Annotated in this window: 19 protein-coding genes; 6 read left to right on the top strand and 13 right to left on the bottom strand. The window is 71.5% G+C overall.

Going from position 1 to position 19106, the window contains the following annotated elements; translation table 11 throughout:
- Window positions 1-75: 75 nt before the first annotated feature.
- Window positions 76-699, bottom strand: coding sequence for an acyl-CoA-like ligand-binding transcription factor (locus tag VA596_RS16630; protein WP_323328043.1), 624 nt, complete (start codon window positions 697-699; stop codon window positions 76-78).
- Window positions 700-774: 75 nt separating this feature from the next.
- Here VA596_RS16630 and VA596_RS16625 point away from each other — a divergent pair, with 75 nt between their 5' ends.
- The 3 genes from VA596_RS16625 to VA596_RS16615 all read left to right on the top strand — a co-directional run bounded on the left by VA596_RS16625 (window position 775) and on the right by VA596_RS16615 (window position 3099).
- Window positions 775-1245, top strand: a complete 471-nt coding sequence (locus VA596_RS16625) for a MarR family winged helix-turn-helix transcriptional regulator (protein WP_323328041.1) — start codon at window positions 775-777, stop codon at window positions 1243-1245.
- The gene (locus VA596_RS16620) at window positions 1242-1664 is read left to right on the top strand and encodes a hypothetical protein (RefSeq protein ID WP_323328039.1); all 423 of its coding nucleotides are present in this window, start codon (window positions 1242-1244) and stop codon (window positions 1662-1664) included. Before VA596_RS16625 ends, VA596_RS16620 begins: the two co-directional genes overlap by 4 nt.
- Window positions 1665-1746: 82 nt before the next feature.
- A complete protein-coding gene (locus VA596_RS16615) occupies window positions 1747-3099 on the top strand; it encodes an MFS transporter (RefSeq protein ID WP_323328037.1) in 1353 nt (450 codons plus the stop codon).
- An 83-nt stretch (window positions 3100-3182) separates the two neighbouring features.
- Here the strand turns inward: VA596_RS16615 and VA596_RS16610 are convergent, their stop codons facing one another.
- The 7 genes from VA596_RS16610 to VA596_RS16580 form a co-directional block, all read right to left on the bottom strand.
- Window positions 3183-4553 carry an SPFH domain-containing protein gene (locus tag VA596_RS16610; RefSeq protein WP_323328861.1) on the bottom strand — a complete coding sequence of 457 codons (1371 nt, stop codon included), beginning with the start codon at window positions 4551-4553 and terminating at the stop codon, window positions 3183-3185.
- 88 nt (window positions 4554-4641) lie between these two features.
- The gene (locus VA596_RS16605; RefSeq protein ID WP_323328035.1) at window positions 4642-5130 is read right to left on the bottom strand and encodes an SPFH domain-containing protein; all 489 of its coding nucleotides are present in this window, start codon (window positions 5128-5130) and stop codon (window positions 4642-4644) included.
- A complete protein-coding gene (locus VA596_RS16600; protein ID WP_323328033.1) occupies window positions 5127-5561 on the bottom strand; it encodes an NfeD family protein in 435 nt (144 codons plus the stop codon). Before VA596_RS16600 ends, VA596_RS16605 begins: the two co-directional genes overlap by 4 nt.
- 84 nt (window positions 5562-5645) lie before the next feature.
- A complete protein-coding gene (locus VA596_RS16595; RefSeq protein ID WP_323328031.1) occupies window positions 5646-6458 on the bottom strand; it encodes a DUF3097 domain-containing protein in 813 nt (270 codons plus the stop codon).
- A 51-nt stretch (window positions 6459-6509) separates the two neighbouring features.
- Window positions 6510-7394: an aminoglycoside phosphotransferase family protein gene (locus VA596_RS16590; RefSeq protein ID WP_323328029.1), complete on the bottom strand. Its 885-nt coding sequence runs from the start codon at window positions 7392-7394 to the stop codon at window positions 6510-6512.
- Window positions 7379-8194 carry an SCO1664 family protein gene (locus VA596_RS16585; RefSeq protein WP_323328027.1) on the bottom strand — a complete coding sequence of 272 codons (816 nt, stop codon included), beginning with the start codon at window positions 8192-8194 and terminating at the stop codon, window positions 7379-7381. The genes VA596_RS16590 and VA596_RS16585 overlap by 16 nt, the downstream gene beginning before the upstream one ends.
- 2 nt (window positions 8195-8196) lie before the next feature.
- The gene (locus VA596_RS16580; protein ID WP_323328024.1) at window positions 8197-8772 is read right to left on the bottom strand and encodes a DUF3090 domain-containing protein; all 576 of its coding nucleotides are present in this window, start codon (window positions 8770-8772) and stop codon (window positions 8197-8199) included.
- Between the two features lie 77 nt (window positions 8773-8849).
- On the opposite strand from VA596_RS16580, the gene VA596_RS16575 reads away from it, so the two are divergent.
- The 3 genes from VA596_RS16575 to VA596_RS16565 are packed head-to-tail and all read left to right on the top strand — an operon-like array spanning window position 8850 to window position 12087.
- Entirely contained in the window at window positions 8850-10775 is a 1926-nt protein-coding gene (locus VA596_RS16575) for a prolyl oligopeptidase family serine peptidase (RefSeq protein ID WP_323328022.1), read from the top strand.
- Window positions 10772-11677 carry a S66 peptidase family protein gene (locus VA596_RS16570; protein ID WP_323328020.1) on the top strand — a complete coding sequence of 302 codons (906 nt, stop codon included), beginning with the start codon at window positions 10772-10774 and terminating at the stop codon, window positions 11675-11677. The genes VA596_RS16575 and VA596_RS16570 overlap by 4 nt, the downstream gene beginning before the upstream one ends.
- Before the next feature lie 2 nt (window positions 11678-11679).
- Window positions 11680-12087, top strand: coding sequence for a TIGR03668 family PPOX class F420-dependent oxidoreductase (locus VA596_RS16565; protein WP_410171896.1), 408 nt, complete (start codon window positions 11680-11682; stop codon window positions 12085-12087).
- A gap of 7 nt (window positions 12088-12094) precedes the next feature.
- On the opposite strand, the gene mptB is transcribed toward VA596_RS16565, so the two are convergent.
- The 5 genes from mptB to VA596_RS16540 are packed head-to-tail and all read right to left on the bottom strand — an operon-like array spanning window position 12095 to window position 19065.
- Window positions 12095-13624 carry a polyprenol phosphomannose-dependent alpha 1,6 mannosyltransferase MptB gene (mptB, locus tag VA596_RS16560; protein WP_323328016.1) on the bottom strand — a complete coding sequence of 510 codons (1530 nt, stop codon included), beginning with the start codon at window positions 13622-13624 and terminating at the stop codon, window positions 12095-12097.
- Window positions 13625-13637: 13 nt separating this feature from the next.
- Entirely contained in the window at window positions 13638-15311 is a 1674-nt protein-coding gene (locus VA596_RS16555) for an ABC transporter ATP-binding protein (protein WP_323328013.1), read from the bottom strand.
- A complete protein-coding gene (locus VA596_RS16550) occupies window positions 15308-16213 on the bottom strand; it encodes an ABC transporter permease (RefSeq protein ID WP_323328011.1) in 906 nt (301 codons plus the stop codon). Before VA596_RS16550 ends, VA596_RS16555 begins: the two co-directional genes overlap by 4 nt.
- On the bottom strand, window positions 16210-17229 hold the full coding sequence (locus tag VA596_RS16545) for an ABC transporter permease (RefSeq protein ID WP_323328009.1): 1020 nt from the start codon (window positions 17227-17229) through the stop codon (window positions 16210-16212). The genes VA596_RS16550 and VA596_RS16545 overlap by 4 nt, the downstream gene beginning before the upstream one ends.
- A 3-nt stretch (window positions 17230-17232) precedes the next feature.
- Complete coding sequence (locus VA596_RS16540; protein ID WP_323328007.1) at window positions 17233-19065, bottom strand: ABC transporter substrate-binding protein; 1833 nt, start codon at window positions 19063-19065, stop codon at window positions 17233-17235.
- Between the last annotated feature and the right edge of the window lie 41 nt (window positions 19066-19106).

Genomic DNA, 19106 nt, shown 5'->3' with positions numbered 1-19106 from the left:
GTGGCAGGAAAAGGGCACGACGAACTCGCCCGGCGGGTGCCGGGCGCCCCAGGTGGTGCGCTGTGGTGCGCTAGATCAGCGCGGTTCGGGCAGGCCGGCGGCGAGCCGGCCGAACACGTCCCGCAGCAGGGATTCCATCGACGGCGGCGGCTCGGTCCCGAGCCACTGCTGGATCACGACGTGGTGCGCGGCCCCGATCACGGCCGCCACGAGCTGCGGGTAGACGTCCGTGGCCGCGTCGGTGCCGGTGCGTTCGGCGACGGCGAGGGCGAACTCGGCCTGCCCGGCGGTCACCGCTTTGTGCATCTCGCCCTGCAGCGCGGGTTCCGCGACCATCAGCCGGACGCCTTCGAGCCACGCCTGGTCCGGCGTGTGCCGGTCGGTGACGGGCTCGCCGAGCGCGAACCCGGTGAGCACGGCGTGGGTGATGGCGTCCCAGAGCGGCTCCCCGGCCGGCCGCTCGCGCAGGGCCGCCGCGATCGCTCGCGACCGGTCGTACTGGCGGGCCGCGATGGCCTCGCCCTTGCTGCCGAAGTAGTTGCTGAAGGTCCGGGTGGACACCCCGGCCTCGGCGGCGATGTCCTCGATCCGGACGTTGTCCAGCCCGCGTTCGACGGTCAGCCGGATGGCCGCCCAGCTCAGCGCGATGCGGGTCTCCTGCTTCTTGCGCTCACGGAGTCCGCCGGTGTCGAGGTCCATGCCTCCAAGGTACAGAAACTTGCCGAATCTGCAAACATGCAGATTCGGCAAGTTCACGCCTGCTAAACTCGTTTCGTGACGCAACGAAACGAACGCGCCGAGCTGGCGCGCGCGGTCATGGACCTCATCGACCAGGGACACCGCCGGATCTCCCGGCACCTCGACCTGACCCGGCTGCGGATCCTGGGCACGGTCGCCGCCCGCGGCCCGGTCCGGCCGGGCACGATCGCGGCCGAGCTCGGGCTCACCGCGTCGGCCACCAGCCGCCACCTGACGGCCCTCGAACGGTCGGGTCAGGTCACCGTCGAGCCGGACCCGGACGACCAGCGCACCTTCCTCGTCCGGCAGACCGACTCCGGCGTCGCCGAGACCGACGCGGCCGTCGAAGCGGGCGCGGCGGTCTTCGCCGAGGTCATCGCCGACTGGCCGGACGAGGACGTCGCCACCGCGCGGCGGCTGATCACCCGCCTGAACGAAGCGTGGGCCCGGCGCCCCGAGTCACCTCAACCGCGGCCGGTCCCCCGCTGGCGCCGGAGCATGCCGTGACCGCGCCGGTCCGGTGGGCGCGTTGGCTGCTGGTGCTGGTGGCGCTCAGCCATGTCGTCGTCGCGGTGGTGCTGTGGACCCGGCAGGACGTGCTCCGCAATGAGATCGCGGCCCAGCACCCGGATTTCGGCGCCGACGAGGTCGCGCGGTCCGCCGCCATCGCGGTGACGTCGGGCGCGGTCTTCCACGGCGTCCTGCTGGTCGTCTGCCTGCTGCTGGCGTGGAAGCTCGCGACCGGGCGGCCGTGGACCCGGCGGCTGACGACCGTTTCGCAGCTGCTGTCGGTGGTGTTCAGCGTGTTCTCGTGGTCGTCGTCGCCGATGTTCCACGTCGTCATCCCACTCGTGGGCGCCGTCCAGGTCGCCGTCGTGGTCCTGTTGTGGGCCCCGCCGGCGTCGCGTCGGTTCTTCACGGAGTGAACAACTTCCGAGCCATCGATCGCCGAATTCGTCGAGAACCGTCACACTGTTGTGTGACGTCGGTCACCGGAGGTGTTGCGAGATGGTCCTCGGAGACAATGGAATCACTCACAAGGTGGAACCGGACAGCAAATCGGGACGGGTGCAGGTACGGCGTGCGGCGCTGGCGAGCGCGATCGGCACGACCATCGAGTGGTACGACTTCTTCCTCTACAACACCGCCGCGGCGTTGGTCTTCCCGCACCTGTTCTTCCCGGCGTCGAGCGCGTACGCCGGGGCGATGCAGTCCTTCGCGACCTACGCGGTCGGGTTCGCCGCCCGCCCGGTCGGTGCCGCGATCTTCGGGCACTGGGGTGACCGGATCGGCCGCAAGACGACGCTGATCGTCACGTTGCTGTTGATGGGTGTCTCCTCCGGGGTGGTCGGCCTGCTGCCCGGGACGTCGGCGATCGGGTTCGCGGCGCCGCTGATCCTGGTGCTGCTGCGGCTGGTCCAGGGCATCGCGATCGGCGGTGAGTGGAGCGGCTCGGTGCTGCTCGCGATGGAGTGGGGCGATCAGAAGAAACGCGGGCTGCTCGGCAGTTTCGCGCAGATCGGCGTCCCGGTCGGGCTGGTGCTGGGCACCGGCGGCATGACGCTGCTGTCGGCGACGCTCTCCCCCGAGGCGTTCGACTCGTGGGGCTGGCGGCTGCCGTTCCTGGCCAGCCTGATCCTGGTCGCGATCGGCCTGGTGATCCGGCTGAAGATCCTTGAGACGCCGATGTTCGCCAAGCTCGTCGAGAAGGGTGAAACCGCGAAGACCCCGGTGCTCGACGCGATCCGCCAGCACTGGCGCGAAATCCTGCTCTCGTCCGGGGTGCGGTTCAGCGAGCAGATGCCGTTCTACCTGTTCACCAGCTACGTGCTGATCTACGTCGTGGCGCGGCACGAGTTCAGCAAGACGTTCGTGCTCAACGCGGTGCTCGTCGGCGCCGCGCTGGAGCTGCTGATGATCCCGTTGTTCTCGCAGCTGTCCGACCGGTACGGCCGCAAGAAGGTGTACCTGACCGGGGTGGTGCTCACCGGGCTGATTGCGTTCCCGTACTTCGCGATCCTGACCAGCGGCGGGCACGCGCTGGTGTTCGTGATCGTGGTGGTGTCGTTTATCCCGCACGCGCTGCAGTACGGCCCGCAGGCCGCGCTCATCGGCGAGAGCTTCCCGACGCACCTGCGCTACGGCGGCGCGGGCCTGGGCTACCAGCTGGCGTCGGTGTTCGCGGGCGGCCCGGCGCCGCTGCTGGCGACGTGGCTGCTGCACCAGACCGGGACGCCGTACTCGATCTCGGGGTACATCGTGCTGTCGGCGATCGTCTCGGTGTTCTGCGTGATCTGGCTGAAGGACCGCTCCAACGCCGACATCGACGACGCGAGCGTCTACCGCCGCGCTCGCGCCTGAAACGCCGTGAAGGCCACCTTGAGGGACACAGAGTCCCTCAAGGTGGCCTTCACGGACCAACGTCAGCGACGCGGTCCACTACGTCAGCGGCGCGGGCCGCCCTGGGGGCCGCCGAACGGGGGCTGTTGCGGGAACGGTCCGCTGCCCGGGTTCTGCTGGCCGCCGAACTGGCCCGGCGGCGGGGTCTGCGGCGGCGGGCCCTGCTGGTACGCGCCACCCTGCGGCGGTTGCTGGGACTGCAGCGGCGACTGCGGCTGGGGCAGGCCGGCCGGCGGCGTCGAAGGCGGCTTCGGCGGTGCGGGCGTGACCTCGGTGCCGCGGTCCTCGTCGGCCTCGGGTTCCGGTGCGGGCGCCTGCTGCTGTTGCTGCACGGGACGCGGGATCTGCGGCCGCGCCGGCGGCGCGCCGCTCGGCACCCCGAGCGCCGGGACCTCCTGGCGGGCCACGGCTTCCGCGGCCGCGACGGCCTCGGCGACCTTCGGGTCGCTCTTCGTCTCGAACCAGTCGGCGACCTCTTCGTCCTCGAGGTCGGGCTTGGCCGGGACGTCGTCGTCCTTCGGCGGCTCGTAGCGGAAGACGCCGTCGTCGCCCGGGGCACCGAGGGCGCGGGCGAAGCCTTCGAGGGCCTTGCCGTAGTCGCTCGGGATCATCCAGACCTTGTTCGCGTCGCCCTGCGCCATCTGCGGGAGCGTCTGCAGGTACTGGTAGGCCAGCACCTCCGGCGTCGGGCGGCCGGCCTTGATCGCGGCGAACACCTTCTCGATCGCCTTCGCCTGGCCCTGCGCCTGCAGGTACCGCGCGGCGCGTTCACCCTGCGCCCGCAGGATCCGCGACTGCCGCTCGGCCTCGGCGGCGAGGATGGTGGCCTGGCGGGCACCTTCGGCCGAGAGGATCTGGCTCTGCTTCTGGCCTTCCGCGGTCTTGATCGCGGATTCCCGCTGGCCTTCGGCGGTGAGGATCATGGCGCGCTTCTCACGGTCGGCGCGCATCTGCTTCTCCATCGAGTCCTGGATGGAGGGCGGCGGGTCGATGGCCTTGAGCTCGACGCGGCCGACGCGGATGCCCCAGCGGCCGGTCGCCTCGTCGAGCACGCCGCGCAGCTGGGTGTTGATCGAGTCGCGCGAGGTCAGCGTCTGCTCGAGGCTCATGCCACCGACCACGTTACGCAGCGTGGTGGTGGTCAGCTGCTCGACACCGACGATGTAGTTCGAGATCTCGTAGACCGCGGCCCGCGAGTCGGTGACCTGGAAGTACACGACGGTGTCGATCGAGACCGTCAGGTTGTCCTCGGTGATGACGGGCTGCGGCGGGAACGAGACGACCTGCTCGCGCAGGTCGATCCGGGCGCGCACCTTGTCCAGGAACGGCACCAGGAAGGTCAGGCCCGGCGACGCCACCGTGCGGAACCGGCCCAGCCGCTCGATCACGGCCGACTGCGCCTGCGGAACGACCATGATCGCCTTGGCCACCGTGATGATCACGAAGAGAGCCAGTAAGACGACCACGATGATCACAGTGGTGGTCAAGAGATCTTCCCCTTACCTAGTACCATTCTTGCGCGGTTGACGGAGTTCCGGGCGCCTCCGGCGGGCTCACCGTGAGCGTGAGCTCCTTGGTGGTGATCCCCCAGCGTCCTGTGGTGTCGTGCAGGACCGTCCACACTGTACGGTGCAGGTCCTCCGGCGCGGCGACGGCGCGCTCGGCGGTCGTCAGGCCGGTTTCCCGCCGCAGCGCGGTCAGGGCCAGCTGTTCGATCGCGATGGCCGGGTTGCCGATTTCGTAGGTGGCCAGCCGCGGGTCCGTGACGGCAAAAGTGACCTCGACGCCGACGAGGACCTCCTGCCCGTCGCCCGCTTCGAGGGACCGCGGCGGGCACGACAGGACCTGGTCGCCGAGGTCGACGCGCGCCCGGACGGTGTCGGCGAGCGGCGTCACGAAGTGCCGGCCGGGGCCGAGCACGGTGCGGAAGCGCCCGCCGCGTTCGATCACCGCGGCCCGGCCCTCGGGGACGATGACGATCCCGAGGCTCACGGCTCGGCCGACACGACGGCGGTGGCGCCGGCGATTTCGACGACGGTGACGGACGTGCCGGGCGCGATCGGCTCGTGGTCCTCGGAAAGGCTGCGCGCGGACCAGACGTCGCCGGCCAGCTTCACCTGCCCGGCCTCGAAGTCCACTGTGGACACGACGACGGCGCGGGCGCCGATGAGGGCCTCGATGCCGGTGCGGTGCCCGGTGCCGGCGAGGAAGCGCCGCTTCAACGCCGGGCGGATCAGCACGAGCATCCCGACCGAGGCGACGGCGAACACGGCGACGTCGATGAAGATGTTCCCGGTGAGCACGTCGGCTCCGGCGCCGAACAGCGCGCCGACGCCCAGCATGATCAGCACGAAGTCGCCGGAGACGACTTCCGCGATCATCAGGGCGATGCCGACGATCAACCAGACCACTGCCCATGCCATGGCTTCATGCTCTCAGATCGCGCCGGTCGGCACCGGCGGAGTGACGGGACGTGACCCACGCGTGACCTTGGACAAATCAGACATTCAGTCCTCTTCCGCCGGCTCCGTGACGAAGTCGATGAGCCGTTCCACGGCCCCGATGAGCGGGGTCTCGAGGTCGCGGAAACTGCTCACCCCACTCAGCACACGTTGCCAGCCCTCGAAAGGTTGCCCCCAGCCGAGCGCGTCGCAGATCCCCTGCTTCCACTCGGTGCCGCGCGGGATCTTCGGCCACGCCCTGATGCCGACCGCCTCGGGCCGCACGGCCTCCCAGACGTCGATGTAGGGGTGCCCGGTGACCAGCACGTTCTCGTCGCGGACGCCCTCGACGAGCCGCGACTCCTTGCTGCCCGGGACGAGGTGGTCGACGAGTACACCGAGGCGCCGTCCGGGGCCGGTGCCGAACTCGGCGACCCGGTCGGAGAGCACGTCCACCCCATCGAGGGGTTCCACGACGACGCCTTCGACACGCAGGTCGTGGCCCCAGACGCGTTCGACCAGCTCGGCGTCGTGCTTGCCCTCGACCCAGATCCGCGAGTCGCGGGCGACGCGCGCCTGCAGGCCCTGCACCTTGACCGAGCCGGACGCCGACACCTGCTTGACCGGCGCCTTCACCGTCTTGACCGGCACGAGCGTGACCGGCTTGCCCTCCAGCAGGAACCCGGCGGGTTCGAGCGGGAACACGCGGTGTCGGCCCTTGCCGTCTTCGAGCACGACGTTGCCGTACTCGATCTTGATCACGGCGCCGCAGAACCCGCTGGCCGGGTCTTCGACGACCAGGCCGGGCTCGGCGGGGACTTCCGGCACCTTCTTGCGGCGTCGGCCGGCGAGCACGTCGTCATAGGAGTGGGAGCGCACGACCAGCGAAGGTAGTGGCCGGAGTGACCCCGGTGGGTGACGCCACGCCGGTCAGCGGGCCAGTTCCAGGACGGCGTCGGTGAACGGCGTCCGCTCGCCGCGGCGCAACGGCGACAGAGCCACCAGCGGGGCCATCGCGACGCACCAGGCGCGGACGCGCTCGGCGTCGAAGCCGGTCACGTGCGGGGCGAGGGCCTTGATGCCGTCGTCGATCGTGCCGCCCCGGGCCAGGGGGACGAACATCCAGTCGACGGCGTCGAGGGCAGGGTCCCCGAGGCCGGGGCGCGGGTCGATGGCGACGGCACCGCGGCCGGGTCCGGCGTCGAGGACGTTCGCGGGGTGCAGGTCGCCGTGGATCAGCGTGACCGGCCCGCTGGTGGCCAGCTCCATCGCTCGCGCACGGCCCTTCTCCAGGACTTCGGCGCTCAGCCGGCCGGCGGCCGGGGAGGCGCGGCGGCGGCGTTCGGAGAGGGTGAAGATGAACTCGATCCCGTCGGCCAGCCGCCCGAACTCGCCGACCGGCTCGGCCGCGTGCAGCTGGTCGAGCATTTCGCCGAGTTCGGCCCACGGGACGTCCCCGTCGACCTGGGTGCCCGGGACCAGGCCTTCGAGGAGGATCGCGTGCACGTCGAGGTCGGCGTCGAGCACCTGGACGACCCGGGAGCACCCGGCCCACGCGCTCAGCCCGGCGAACTCGAGCCGGGCGACTTCGGGGTCCGGTGTCAGCTTGAGGACCCGCAGGTCGCCGCCGGGGCCGCTGCACAGCAGGGTGCGGCCGGTGTTGCCGGGCCGCGCCTCGCGGACTTCGAGACCCCACCGCGCGCTCAGCCGGGCGACCAGGTCCGGGAGCGCGTCGCACCAGGGTTCGGCCAGCTCCGCGCCGAAGCGGTCCGCCAGCCGGGCGCGGGCCGCGTCGTCGATCAGAACAGGGGCCACGGGATCGCGCGCCAGTCGTCGCCGGGCTCGGGGAAGATCCCTTCGGCCAGCAACAGGTCGGTGCGCTCGGCCAGGGCCCGGATCTCGAACTTCGTGATGTGCTCGGCCAGTGTGGTGCCGAGGCCGCCGTCGAGTTCCGAGCGCAGCTTCCGGAGCTTCTCGACGGTGTCCGGCGGCACCGGCTCGCCGATCCAGCCCCAGAGCACGGTCCGCAGCTTGGGGTCGGTGTGCAGGCAGATGCCGTGGTCGACGCCGTAGACGCGGCTGTCGACCCCGGCCAGCAGGTGCCCGCCCTTGCGGTCGGTGTTGTTGACGACGATGTCGAGCACGGCGAGGTCGCGCAGCCCGGGGTGGTCGGCGTGGGCCAGCACCGCGGGCTCGCCGACCCGGTCGTGGGCGTGCAGCACGACCCGCCAGTCCTCGGGGACCTCCTCGGGCGCGCGGACGTCGACCAGGTCGTCCTCGGTCGTCTCGATCCAGAGCTGGACCATGCCGGGGCCGAACGGGCCGTCGCGCAGCACGGTCGGCGGGATCGAGCCGATGCCGCTGGCCTCGGCGATGATCGCGGTGGCGACCTCACGGCCGGCGAGCGTGCCGTCGGGGAAGTCCCAGAGCGGCCGCTCCCCCGACACCGGCTTGTACACGACGGTGCCGGTGACGCCGTCCAGCTCGATGGCGCAGAACAGCGTGACGTTGGAGGCGTCGACGAGGCGGCCTTCGACGTCGATGCGGCCGTGGGTGACGAGCTCGCGGGACGCCGGGTCGGCCGGGTCCGGCTGTTCCGCCGGCGTGTCGGCCATGGTCAGTCTTCGCTTGCGTCGGTGTCGCGCCGGTAGCCGTTCTGCCGGGGGCAGATGTGCCCGGCCGGGTCGAGCGGCTCGCCGCACAGCGGGCAGGGCTTGCGGCCGGCGTTGACGACGCGGTCGGCGCGCTCGGCGAAGGCCCGCGCGGCGGCCGGGGTGAGGAAGACGCGGACGGCGTCCGGGCCCTCTTCGGTGTCGTCCAGCACGACCGTCTCGTCGACCTCGCCCTCGGTGATGGCGAGCAGCTCGATGACGACGGCGCTGCTGTCGGCGTCCCAGCCGAGGCCCATGGTGCCGACGCGGAACTCCTCCTCGACCGGCACCGTGAGCGGCTCCAGGTCGACGAGGTCGTCGGGCGCGTCTTCGGGGACGTCGGCGCCGAAGCGGCTGGCGACCTCCTCGAGCAGCGAGCCCAGCCGTTCCGCGAGGACGACGACCTGCTGTTTTTCGATGGTGACACTGATCGTCCGCACGTCCTCCGAGGCTTGGAGGTAGAAGGTGCGGTCGCCGGGCTCGCCGACGGTGCCGGCGACGAAGCGATCCGGCTGGCGGAAGACGTGGATTACGCGAGACATAGCACCAACGACCCTAGGCCACCGGCGCATGATCGGCATCCGCCGCCCCACCCTTCGCGGGCCGCTAGCCTCTGGGGGTGTCTCGGATCTCGCCGTACGGAACCTGGTCCTCGCCCATCACCGCCGCCGACGTGGCCGCCGCCGGTGGCGGCCCGCAGTGGCTCGACGTCGTCGGGGACGAGGTGTGGTGGGCCGAAGCAAGGCCTGGTGAACAGGGCCGGGTGGCGCTGGTGCGGGCCCTTCCGGGCGGTGGGACCGAGGACGTGCTCCCGGCGCCGTGGAACGTCCGCAACCGGCTGCACGAGTACGGCGGGCGGCCGTGGGCGGCCGCCGGAGGTGTGGTGGTGTTCACGCACTGGGCCGACCAGCGGGTGTACGCGAAGCGGCCCGAAGGTGTGGTGGCGCTCACTCCGGAGCCCGCGGAACCCCAGGGCGTCCGGTACGGCGACCTGCGCGCCGGGTTGCCCGGTGAGGTGTGGGCGGTGCGGGAGCGCAGTGTCGGCGAGCGCCCGGCCGACATCGAACGCGAGCTGGTCGCGATCGCGGTGGCCGACGGCGCCGAACGGGTGCTGGGCGCGAGCCACCACTTCCTGACCGCGCCGAAGTTGTCTCCGGACGAGCGGCACGCCGCCTGGTTCGGCTGGGACCACCCGGCGATGCCGTGGGACGGCACCGAGCTGTGCGTCGCTCCTGTCGCCGAGGACGGGACGTTCGGGCCGCATCGGGTGGTCGCGGGCGGCGCAGACGTCGCCGTCTGCCAGGTCGAGTGGGAGTCGGCGGACACGCTGCTGGCGCTGCTGGACCCGGACGGCTGGTGGAACCTGCACCGCGTCGGGCTCGACGGGACGCTGACGAACCTCGCGCCCGTGGAGCAGGAGCTGGGCGGGCCGCTGTGGAAGGTGGGCGCGCGCTGGTTCGTCCCGCTGGGCGGCGGCCGGCACGCGGTGCTGGTGTCGGGGCGGCTGGCGGTGCTGGACGAGGCGGACGGCTCGGTGACGACCGTGGCGCACCAGCTGACGGCGTGGTCGAGCACCGGGTTCGCCGCGCACGACGGCGGGGTCGCCGGGGTCGCGGTGGGGCCGATCCGCGAGTCCGCGGTCGTGCACTACGCGATCGGCGCGGACCTGCTGACCGACCTGACCGAACAGCCGGAGCTGGCCGTGTCGCACGTGCCGGTGCCGGACGAGCGGGTGTTCACGACGGCGGACGGTGAGACTGTGCCGGTGGTGCTCTACCCGCCGTCCAACCCGGAGTTCGCCGCGCCCGAGGGTGAGCTGCCGCCGCTGCTGGTGCACGTCCACGGCGGGCCGACCGGCCAGCACCTGCCGGTGCTGGATCTGGAGCTGGCGTACTTCACCAGCCGCGGGTTCGCCGTCGCGGCGGTCAACTACGGCGGGTCGACCGGCTTCGGCCGGGCCTACCGGGAGCGGCTGCGCGGGCAGTGGGGCCTGGTCGACGTCGCCGACTGCGTCGCGGTGGCCGAGGCGCTGGTGGCGGCCGGCCTGGCCGACGGCGAGCGGCTGGCCGTGCGGGGTGGCAGTGCCGGCGGGTTCACCGCGGCGGCGTCGATGACCACGACGACGACCTACCGCGCGGGCACGGTGCAGTACCCGATCCTCGACCTCGCCGGGTGGACCGGCGACGGTGGCGAGACGCACGACTTCGAGTCGCGGTACCTGGAGGGGCTGGTCGGTGAGCTGCCCGCGCAGCGGCAGCGGTACGTCGACCGGTCGCCGCTGGCGAACGCCGGCGCGCTGGCCGGGCCGGTGCTGCTCCAGCAGGGGCTGGAGGACCGGATCTGCCCGCCGGAGCAGGCCGACCGGTTCGTGGCCGGGCTGGCCGGGCGCGGGATCCCGTACGCCTACCAGCGGTTCCCCGGTGAGCAGCACGGGTTCCGCCGCGCGGAGACGATCGTCGCGGCGATGGAGGCCGAATTGTCCTTCTACGGCCAGGTTTTCGGGTTCGAGGCGCCGGGTGTGGCGCGGCTGGAGCTGTCGCGATGAGGCCGCCGCGGTTGCGGGCGGGCGACACGATCGCCCTGGTGGCGCCGGCCGGTCCGGTCCCCGCCGACCTGCTGGAGAAGGCGATCCCGGTCCTGCGCGGCTGGGGTGTCGAGCTGCGGATCGGGCCGTGCGTGCGCGCTTCGGCCGGGTCGCCGCCGTATCTGTCCGGTTCGGACGCCGAGCGGGCGGCGGAGTTCACCGACGCGTGGTGCGACCCGGGTGTGCGGTGCGTGCTGGCCGCGCGCGGCGGCTACGGCGTGCAGCGGATGCTGGACCTGGTCGACTGGGCGGCGTTGCGCGAAGCGGGACCGAAGGTGCTGGCCGGGTCGAGTGACGTCACGGCGTTGCACCGGGCCGTGGACGTCCACTTGGGACTGTCCACTTTGTTCTCCCCGATGCCGGCGAGCGTGCTGTTCGACGACTTCGCGGTGGAGCACCTGCGGCGGACGCTGTTCGAGCCGGAGCGCAACCTGGTGGTGCGGGGCGCGACGGCTTCGCCGTTGGTGCCCGGCCGGGCGTCGGGCACGCTCGTGGGCGGGAACCTGTCGTTGCTGGCGGGCGGGATCGGGACGCCGGAGCACGGGTCGGCGCGGGACGCGGTGGTGCTGCTGGAGGACGTCACCGAGAGCATCTACCGGCTGGACCGGATGCTGACGCAGCTGCTGCGCAGCGGCTGGTTCGAGGGGGTGCGCGGGATCGTGCTGGGTTCGTGGGCGGCGTGCGGCGCACCGGAGGACGTCGAGGCGCTGCTGCTGGAGCGGCTGGGGCCGCTGGGGGTGCCGATGCTGGGCGAGTTCGGGTTCGGGCACGTGGCGTCGTCGCCGACGTTGCCGCTGGGGGTGCCGGTCACGCTGGACGTGGAGCTGGGGACGCTGACGTTCGACTCCCCCGTGCTGACGTGAAGCTGTCTTCTGCGGAGGCGCGCACCCGCTTCGCCGCCGCGCGAGTGGCCCGGCTCGCGACGGCGTCGGCGGCTGGGGTGCCGCACCTCGTCCCGGTGACGTTCGCGGTCCAGGGCGACCAGGTGGTGTTCGCCGTGGACCACAAACCGAAGTCGACGACGTTGCTGAGGCGGCTGGCGAACATCGCGGAGAACCCGGCGGTGTGCTTCCTGACCGACGGCTATGACGAGGACTGGTCGCGCCTGTGGTGGGCCCGCGCGGACGGCGTGGCGAGGGTCCTGTCGAAGGCGGACCGCGCCGAGCCGGTCTCATGGCTGGTGGCGAAGTACGAGCAGTACGCCGAGCGGCCGCCGGAGCACGCGGTGGTCTCGACCCTGGTGCACACCTGGCGGGGCTGGGCCGGGTCGTGAGACTGCTTCAGTCGCGGAGGAACTTCTCCGGGCGGCGCCACGCGTCGATGAGACCGAGCGGGTCCGGGCGCAGTAGGGACGCCGCCGAGTAGAGGCTGGCCACGACGACCAGGGCGATGAACCACCAGTCGTAGAGGGCCTGCTCGCCCGTCGGGTAGTAGACCAGCGTCACGAACACCACGACCGCCACCACCATGGCGAGGTGCCGCGGCTGCCACTTGAACGCCGACAGCAGCACGAAGCCCCAGGTCAGGTACCACGGCAGGGTAGGCGGCATGAGGATGGCGACGGCCAGCAGCGAGATCCCGGCGCGGTAGACCGCCTCGCCGCCGCGGGCGAGCCACCACTGGCGGACGCCGAAGGCGATCAGCAGGAGCATGCCGACCGCGCGGGCGACCGTGACGAACGGCGAGACCTGGACGTCGACGATCAGGTGGACGAGGTTGTAGAAGACCTCGCCGATGCCGGTGGGGATGTTCAGCCAGTTCGCGATGAGCTGCGGGGCCTTGAGCCCGGACCACCAGCCGAGGTTGAGCGAGCCGAGCGAGATCCACGTGCCCGCGACGAACACCGGCAGGAACAACCCGACCGAGGCGGCGCCGGCGCGCAGGAAGTTGCGGACCTTCGACTCGCCGGCCATGTGGTTGGCCCACATCCAGACGATGAACGGCAGGGCGATCGCCGCCGTCGGCTTGATCAGCATGCCGATCGTGACCAGGACGACCGCGACGACGTGCTTGCGTTCCAGGGCGGCGAGGACGCCGATGGTGAGGAACGCGAGCATCATCAGGTCGTTGTGCGGGCCGCCGAACAGGTGGATGACCATCATCGGGCTGGCCACCGCGAGCCACAGCGCGACCGGGAGCTTGCCGCCGAGGTGCTTGACCAGCCGCGGCAGTGCCCACAGCGTGCCGGCCAGGCCGACCAGCAGGACCAGGCGCATCAGGATGACGCCGAGGATCATGTTGTCGCCGGTGGTGGCGACGACGCCCTTGGAGATCAGCAGGAACAGCGGCCCGTACGGCGCCGGGGTGGTCTGCCAGAGCGGGTGGACGTTCTGCACCACGTTCGGCAGCACGTCGAGCTCGGCGGGCCCGTTGGCGTACGGGTCGAGGCCGTAGAGCAGCTGGGCGCCCTGGCCGAGGTAGGAGAAGACGTCGCGGGTGAACAGCGGCGGCGAGATCAGCAGCGGCGCCATCCAGCAGCCGGCGGCGATCAGGATGGGGCGGCTGCCGACGCGGCCCTGCAGCACGTAGCGGCCGAGCCGGACCCAGGCCCACACCACGAGGCCGAAGCCGGTGTAGAGGACGGCGTTGGCCAGCATGCGCCCGTGGCCGTAGCGGATCCACGAGAGCGGGCCGTGGCCGAGCACGGGGTCCTTGATCAGGATGCCGCCGGCGCCGAAGGCGGCGAGCATGAGCAGCGTGCTGCCGACGGTGCCCATCGCGATCGTGCGGTACGGGAATCGCGAGGGCACGAGGAGGCGCTCGGCCAGTCCGGTCGAGGACGTCTGCGCGGGGTCGGTGGTGGTCGCCATTTCCGTTCGGAGGTTACACAACCGGCCTGGGTGACCTTCCCGCAGTGCCGGGTTTCCCGGCCGCGGTGCCGCCGGGGAGGGCGGCCAGCAGGGATTTCGTGTACTCGTGGTGCGGGTCGAGCAGGACCTGTTCGACGGTGCCGGTTTCGACGAGCTCGCCGCGGTACATCACGGCGACGCGGTCGGCGATGTTCCAGGCGAGCCCGAGGTCGTGGGTGATCACCAGCCCGGCCAGCCCGAGTTCGCGCCGCAGGCGCAGCAGCAGCCCGAGGATCTCGCCGCGGACGGACGCGTCGAGCGAGGCGACCGGCTCGTCGGCCACCACGACCGACGGCTCCAGCGCCAGGGCCCCGGCGATCACGACGCGCTGGCGCTGGCCGCCGGACAGCTCGTGCGGGAGCCGGTCGGCGTACTTCTCCGCGGGCCGCAGCTCGGCGGCCTCCAGTGCCCGGTGGACGACCGCGCGCTCGTCGGCCAGGCCGTGGATCCGAGGACCTTCGGCGACGGCCTCGTAGACGGTGTGGGCCGGGTTGAGCGCGCTGGTCGGGTCCTGCAGCACCAGCTGGACCTGGCGGCGGTAGGCCTTGAGCCCGGCGCCGCCGACCGGGACCGGTTTCCCGGCGTAGCGGACCACGCCGGAGTCGGGTTTCTGCAGGCCGAGCAGGGTGCGGGCGAGCGTCGTCTTGCCGGAGCCGGACTGGCCGACCAGCGCGACGATCTCGTCGCGCGACACCGTGAGGTCGACGCCGGCGACCGCGTCGATCCGCTTGCCGGTGCGGTCGCGGAAGGACACCCGCAGGTTCTCCGCTTCCAGCAGTGGCTCGGTGCCGGCGCCGCGGGAGGCCGGTTCGGGCGGCAGCGGGGTGCTGGTGGCCGGGGCGAACCGGGACACCGGGTCGCCGACGGTCGGGAACGCCGCGGCGAGGGCCTGGCTGTGCGGGTGCCGCGGGTCGGTCATCAGCTCGGCGCTGGGCCGTTCCTCGACGATCTCGCCGTCGTACATCACAGCGATGCGCTCGCAGGTGGCGGCGAGCACGGACAGGTCGTGGCTGATCATGATCAGCCCGATGTCCTGTTCGGCGACCAGCCGCGAGAGCAGGGCGAGGACCTGGGCCTGGACGATGACGTCGAGGGCGGTGGTCGGCTCGTCGGCGATTATCAGCCGGGGCGAGCAGGCCAGGGCCATCGCGATCATCACGCGCTGCTTCTGCCCGCCGGACAGCTCGTGCGGGTAGGCGCCGGCGCGGCCCGGGGGCAGGTCGACCTGGGTGAGCAGTTCGGCGACGCGGGCGTCGACCTCGGCGTCGGTGGGGGTCCTGCCCTCGGGCGGGTGCAGCCGGATCGGCTCGGCGATCTGCTCGCCGATCTTGCGGACCGGGTTGAGGGCGTGCATGGCGCCCTGGAACACCACGGACGCCTCGGCCCAGCGGACCGCGCGCAGCCGTCCCCACTTCATCTCGGTGACGTCTTCGCCGTCGAGGAGGATCTCGCCGCTGATCTTCGCCGTGCGCGGCAGCAGCCGCAGCACGCTCATCGCGACGGTGGACTTGCCGGAGCCGGACTCCCCCGCGACGCCGAGCGTGCCGCCGGGGTCGAGGGTGAGGCCGACCCCGCGCACGGCCGGGATGTCGCCGCCGGCCGTCTCGTAGGTGACGGTGAGGTCTTTGAGCTGCAGCAGCGGGGTCACTTCTTCAACCTCGGGTTGAGCACGGTCTCCAGTCCCCGGCCGACCAGGGTGAAGCAGAGCACGACGAGCACGATGGCGATGCCCGGCGGGAGCAGGTTCCACCAGGCGCCGCGGGTGACGGCGCCGTTGTTGAGCGCGGTCTCCAGCATCGCGCCCCAGGACACGGCGTTCGGGTCGCCGACGCCGAGGAACGCCAGGGTGGCGTCGGCGATCACGGCGTTGCCGACGACCAGGGTGGTGTTGGCCAGCACGAGCGGCAGGACGCCGGGCAGGACGTGCTTGCCCACGACGTGCAGGTGTCCCCCGCCCAGAGCGCGGGACCGCTCGATGTAGGGCCGGCTTTCGATGGTCAGCGTCTGGGCGCGGACCAGCCGCGCGGTGGTGGGCCACGCCGTCAGGCCGATCGCGACGATGACCGTGGTGGTGCCCTGCGGGAGCACCGCCGAGAGCGCGATGGCCAGCACCAGCGACGGGAGCACCAGGAAGAAGTCGGTGAACCGCAGCAGGATCGTCGAGGTCCAGCCGCCGAAGTGGGCGGCGATGATGCCGATGAGCGTGCCGATCAGCACGGACAGGACGGTCGCGGAGAACCCGACGAGCAGCGAGATCCGGGCGCCCCAGAGCGTCATGAGCAGCACGGACCGGCCGTCGATGTCGGTGCCGAGCCAGTACCGGCCGCTGGGCGGGTGCAGCGGGCCGCCGTCCGCCTTGGTGACGTCGAGGCCGCCTTCGTCGCTGATGACCGGCAGCAGCAGGGCCATGACGACGGTGACGGCGAGCAGGATCAGGCCGGCCAGCGCGCCCTTCTGGGTGGCGAACTCGGACCAGGTGCGGGCCACGGCCTGGCGACGGCGGCGCCAGGCGATCGTCCGCGGCGATTCGATCGTCTCGGTGGTGGTCATGACGTGCGCACCCTCGGGTCGAGCACGCGGTAGAGCAGCTCCGCGAGCAGGTTCATCAGCACGACGGCGGTGGCGAGGACGACGAAGACGCCCTGCAGCACCGGCCGGTCCGGGCCGTGCAGGGCCTGGTAGGTCAGCTGGCCGAGGCCGGGCCAGCTGAACACGGCTTCGACCGACACCGCGCCGGAGACGACCATGCCGAACTGCATGAACACCAGCGTGGTGGTGGGCAGCAGCGCGTTCGGGACGGCGTGGCGGCGGCGGACGAGGTCGTCCTTCAGCCCCTTGGCGCGGGCGGTGGTCAGGTAGTCGGCGTTCATCTCCCCCAGCAGCGACGAGCGCATGATCAGCATGTACTGGGCGTAGAACACCGCCAGCAGCGTCACGCACGGCAGCACCAGGTGGTGCAGCACGTCGAGGGTCTGGGAGAAGAAGTCCGGCGCGGCGTCCGGGGAGTGCATGCCGCGGCTGGGGAACAGGCCGTTGGTCGCGACCAGCAGGATCAGGCCGAGCCAGAACTGCGGGACCGACCACAGCGTCAGCGCGATGCCGGTCTGGGTGCGGTCGAACGCGCTGTCGCGGCGCCAGGCCGCGCGCGTGCCCAGCCACAGCCCGAGGGCGACGGCGAGCACGGTCGCGCTGCCGACCAGCAGGATCGTCGGCCAGAGGCGTTCGCCGATCATGTCGGCGACCGGGCGCTGCTCCAGGTAGGACATGCCGAAGTCGCCGTGCAGCAGCTTCCACAGGTAGTCGCCGAACTGCCGGAACACGGGCTGGTCGACGCCGAGGCGTTCCCGCAGCTCCGCGATCTGCTTCGGGTCGGTGGGCCGGTCGCGGATCATCGTCGCGACCGGGTCGCCGGGCAGCACCCGGAACAGGAAGAAGAACAGCACGATCACCAGCAGGATGCTGACGAGCGCTTCGACGACCTTCTTGAGGACGAACCGGGCGGTGCCGGTCCCGCCGCGGCGCTCGTCGGGGTCGACGAGCGCCGCGGCTTGTTCGGGGGCGGTCATGCGTTACTCGCGGTCTTCGGAGGTCTTGTTGCGGCGGCTGATGATCACCAGGCCGCCGACCACGATCACCACGACGATGACGCCGACGACGATCCACACGACCGTGCCGCTGCTGCCGGAGTCGGCCGTGGCCTCGGTGCCAGCCGGGGTGGCGCCGTAGACGCCCCAGTAGCCGGACTGCTCGAGGATCGCGCCCTTGGGCTGCGGCTGGGTGGTGAAGCCGGAGAACTTGTCGGAGCGGTAGGCCTCGAGCGCGTTCTGGTAGTCGAGCACGACGTTGACGGCCTGGCTGGCCAGCCGGGCCTGGGCCTGCTTCACCGTGGTGGCGCGCTGGGCGTCGTCGGTCTCGGTGAGCTGCTTGGCGCGCAGGGCGTCGAACTCGGGGTCGCAGAAGAACGTGTCGGTCGTGGCGCCCTTGCCCTGGGCGTTCGGCCGGGCCGCGCAGGTGTGCAGCTGCAGTGCGGAGTCCGGGTCCGGGTTGGTGGCGTAGCCGGAGATGGCCAGGTCGTAGTTGCCCGCGGTGGTGCGGTCGTTGAGCTCGTCGTCGGAGACGAGCTCCTGCTTGACCGTGATGCCGATGTCCTTGAGCCAGCCCGAGACGTACTGCGCGAGGCGCTGGTCGTAGGGCCGGTTCGAGTGACCGGTCAGGCGCAGCTCGAGCTTGGCGCCGCCGGGGGCGGTGCGGACGCCGTCGCCGCCCTTGACGTAGCCGGCCTGATCGAGCGCGGTGTTGGCGGCGGCCGTGTCGAACTTGACCTGCTCGGCGCCCTGGGGCTCCCAGTGGTACGCCTTGTAGATCGGCGGGACGATGCCGGTGCCGAGCTCGGCGTGGCCGCCGGCGACGCGGTCGACGATCGTCTGCTTGTCGATGGCCTGGACGATCGCCTTGCGCAGCCGGATGTCCTTGAGCGCCGGGTTGCCGTTGCCGATCGGCTGGTTCTGGTTGTTCTGGACGCCGAAGTTGAGGCTGATCTCGTCGTAGCGGCGGCTGGGGGCGGCGTTGGTCGCGATGTTCGGCTGGCCGTTGAGCGAGTCGAACTGGGTCGGGGTGAGCCGGTTGATGACGTCGACCTCGCCCTGGCGCAGCGCGTTCACCGCGGCCTCGGCGTCCTTGAAGATGAGCAGCTGCAGTTCGTCGACCTTGGGCGCGCCGCGCCAGTAGTTCTTGTTGGCCTTGAACTTCACGTACTCGTTCTGCTTGTACTCGGTGAGCTGGTAGGGCCCGTCACCGACGCCGACGACCGAGATGTCGTCGGTCTTGGGGTCGTTGAGGTCCTTGATCGGCGCCCAGACGTGCTCGGGGACGATCGGGACGTCGAGCAGGTTCATGTCCGACTGCACGGTCTTGGTCTTGATGACCAGCGTGGTGTCGTCGGGCGCGGTGACCGTGTCGAAGTTGGTCACGTAGCTGCCGTTGGCGGTGCGGGCGTTCTCGTCGGTCAGCATCCGGTTGAACGTGAACGCGGCGTCCTTGGCCGTGACCGGCTGCCCGTCGCTCCACTTGGCACCGGAGCGGATCTTGAACGTCCAGGTCAGCTTGTCCGGCGAGGGCGTCCACGACTCGGCGAGCGCGGGCGAGGCCTGCGCGGTCTCGGCCGAGGGGATGGTGAGGAACTCGTAGACGAAGCGGCCGACCTGGGTGGACGCGGCCAGCGACGCGGTGAACGGGTTCAGGTGGTCGATGCCGGTGGTCAGGGCGACCCGGAGCACCTTGCCCTGCTGCGCCTGCGCGGGTGCGGCGAGCGGAATCGCCGCCAGTGCCGCCGCGGCCAGTACCGCCGCCACGCGGCCGAACCGGCCGACTCTGCCGTGGAAATGCACCAAAAACCACCCCATCGTCTCGCTGTGAGCCTCCCCAAGGACGAGAAGTAACCACA

Source organism: Amycolatopsis heterodermiae, from assembly GCF_034929455.1.
Taxonomy (GTDB): Bacteria; Actinomycetota; Actinomycetes; order Mycobacteriales; family Pseudonocardiaceae; genus Amycolatopsis; species Amycolatopsis heterodermiae.
Note: the sequence above shows the minus strand (reverse complement) of the source record. Positions and strands in the feature narration are given on the sequence as shown.

Coding starts and splice junctions, on each gene's coding strand:
- VA596_RS16630 (WP_323328043.1), bottom strand. CDS start 699: ATGGACCTCGACACCGGCGGACTCCGTGAGCGCAAGAAGCAGGAGACC.
- VA596_RS16615 (WP_323328037.1), top strand. CDS start 1,747: ATGGTCCTCGGAGACAATGGAATCACTCACAAGGTGGAACCGGACAGC.
- VA596_RS16610 (WP_323328861.1), bottom strand. CDS start 4,553: ATGGTCGTTCCGCAGGCGCAGTCGGCCGTGATCGAGCGGCTGGGCCGG.
- VA596_RS16600 (WP_323328033.1), bottom strand. CDS start 5,561: ATGGCATGGGCAGTGGTCTGGTTGATCGTCGGCATCGCCCTGATGATC.
- VA596_RS16585 (WP_323328027.1), bottom strand. CDS start 8,194: ATGGCCGACACGCCGGCGGAACAGCCGGACCCGGCCGACCCGGCGTCC.
- VA596_RS16580 (WP_323328024.1), bottom strand. CDS start 8,772: ATGTCTCGCGTAATCCACGTCTTCCGCCAGCCGGATCGCTTCGTCGCC.
- VA596_RS16570 (WP_323328020.1), top strand. CDS start 10,772: ATGAGGCCGCCGCGGTTGCGGGCGGGCGACACGATCGCCCTGGTGGCG.
- mptB (WP_323328016.1), bottom strand. CDS start 13,624: ATGGCGACCACCACCGACCCCGCGCAGACGTCCTCGACCGGACTGGCC.
- VA596_RS16550 (WP_323328011.1), bottom strand. CDS start 16,213: ATGACCACCACCGAGACGATCGAATCGCCGCGGACGATCGCCTGGCGC.
- VA596_RS16545 (WP_323328009.1), bottom strand. CDS start 17,229: ATGACCGCCCCCGAACAAGCCGCGGCGCTCGTCGACCCCGACGAGCGC.
- VA596_RS16540 (WP_323328007.1), bottom strand. CDS start 19,065: ATGGGGTGGTTTTTGGTGCATTTCCACGGCAGAGTCGGCCGGTTCGGC.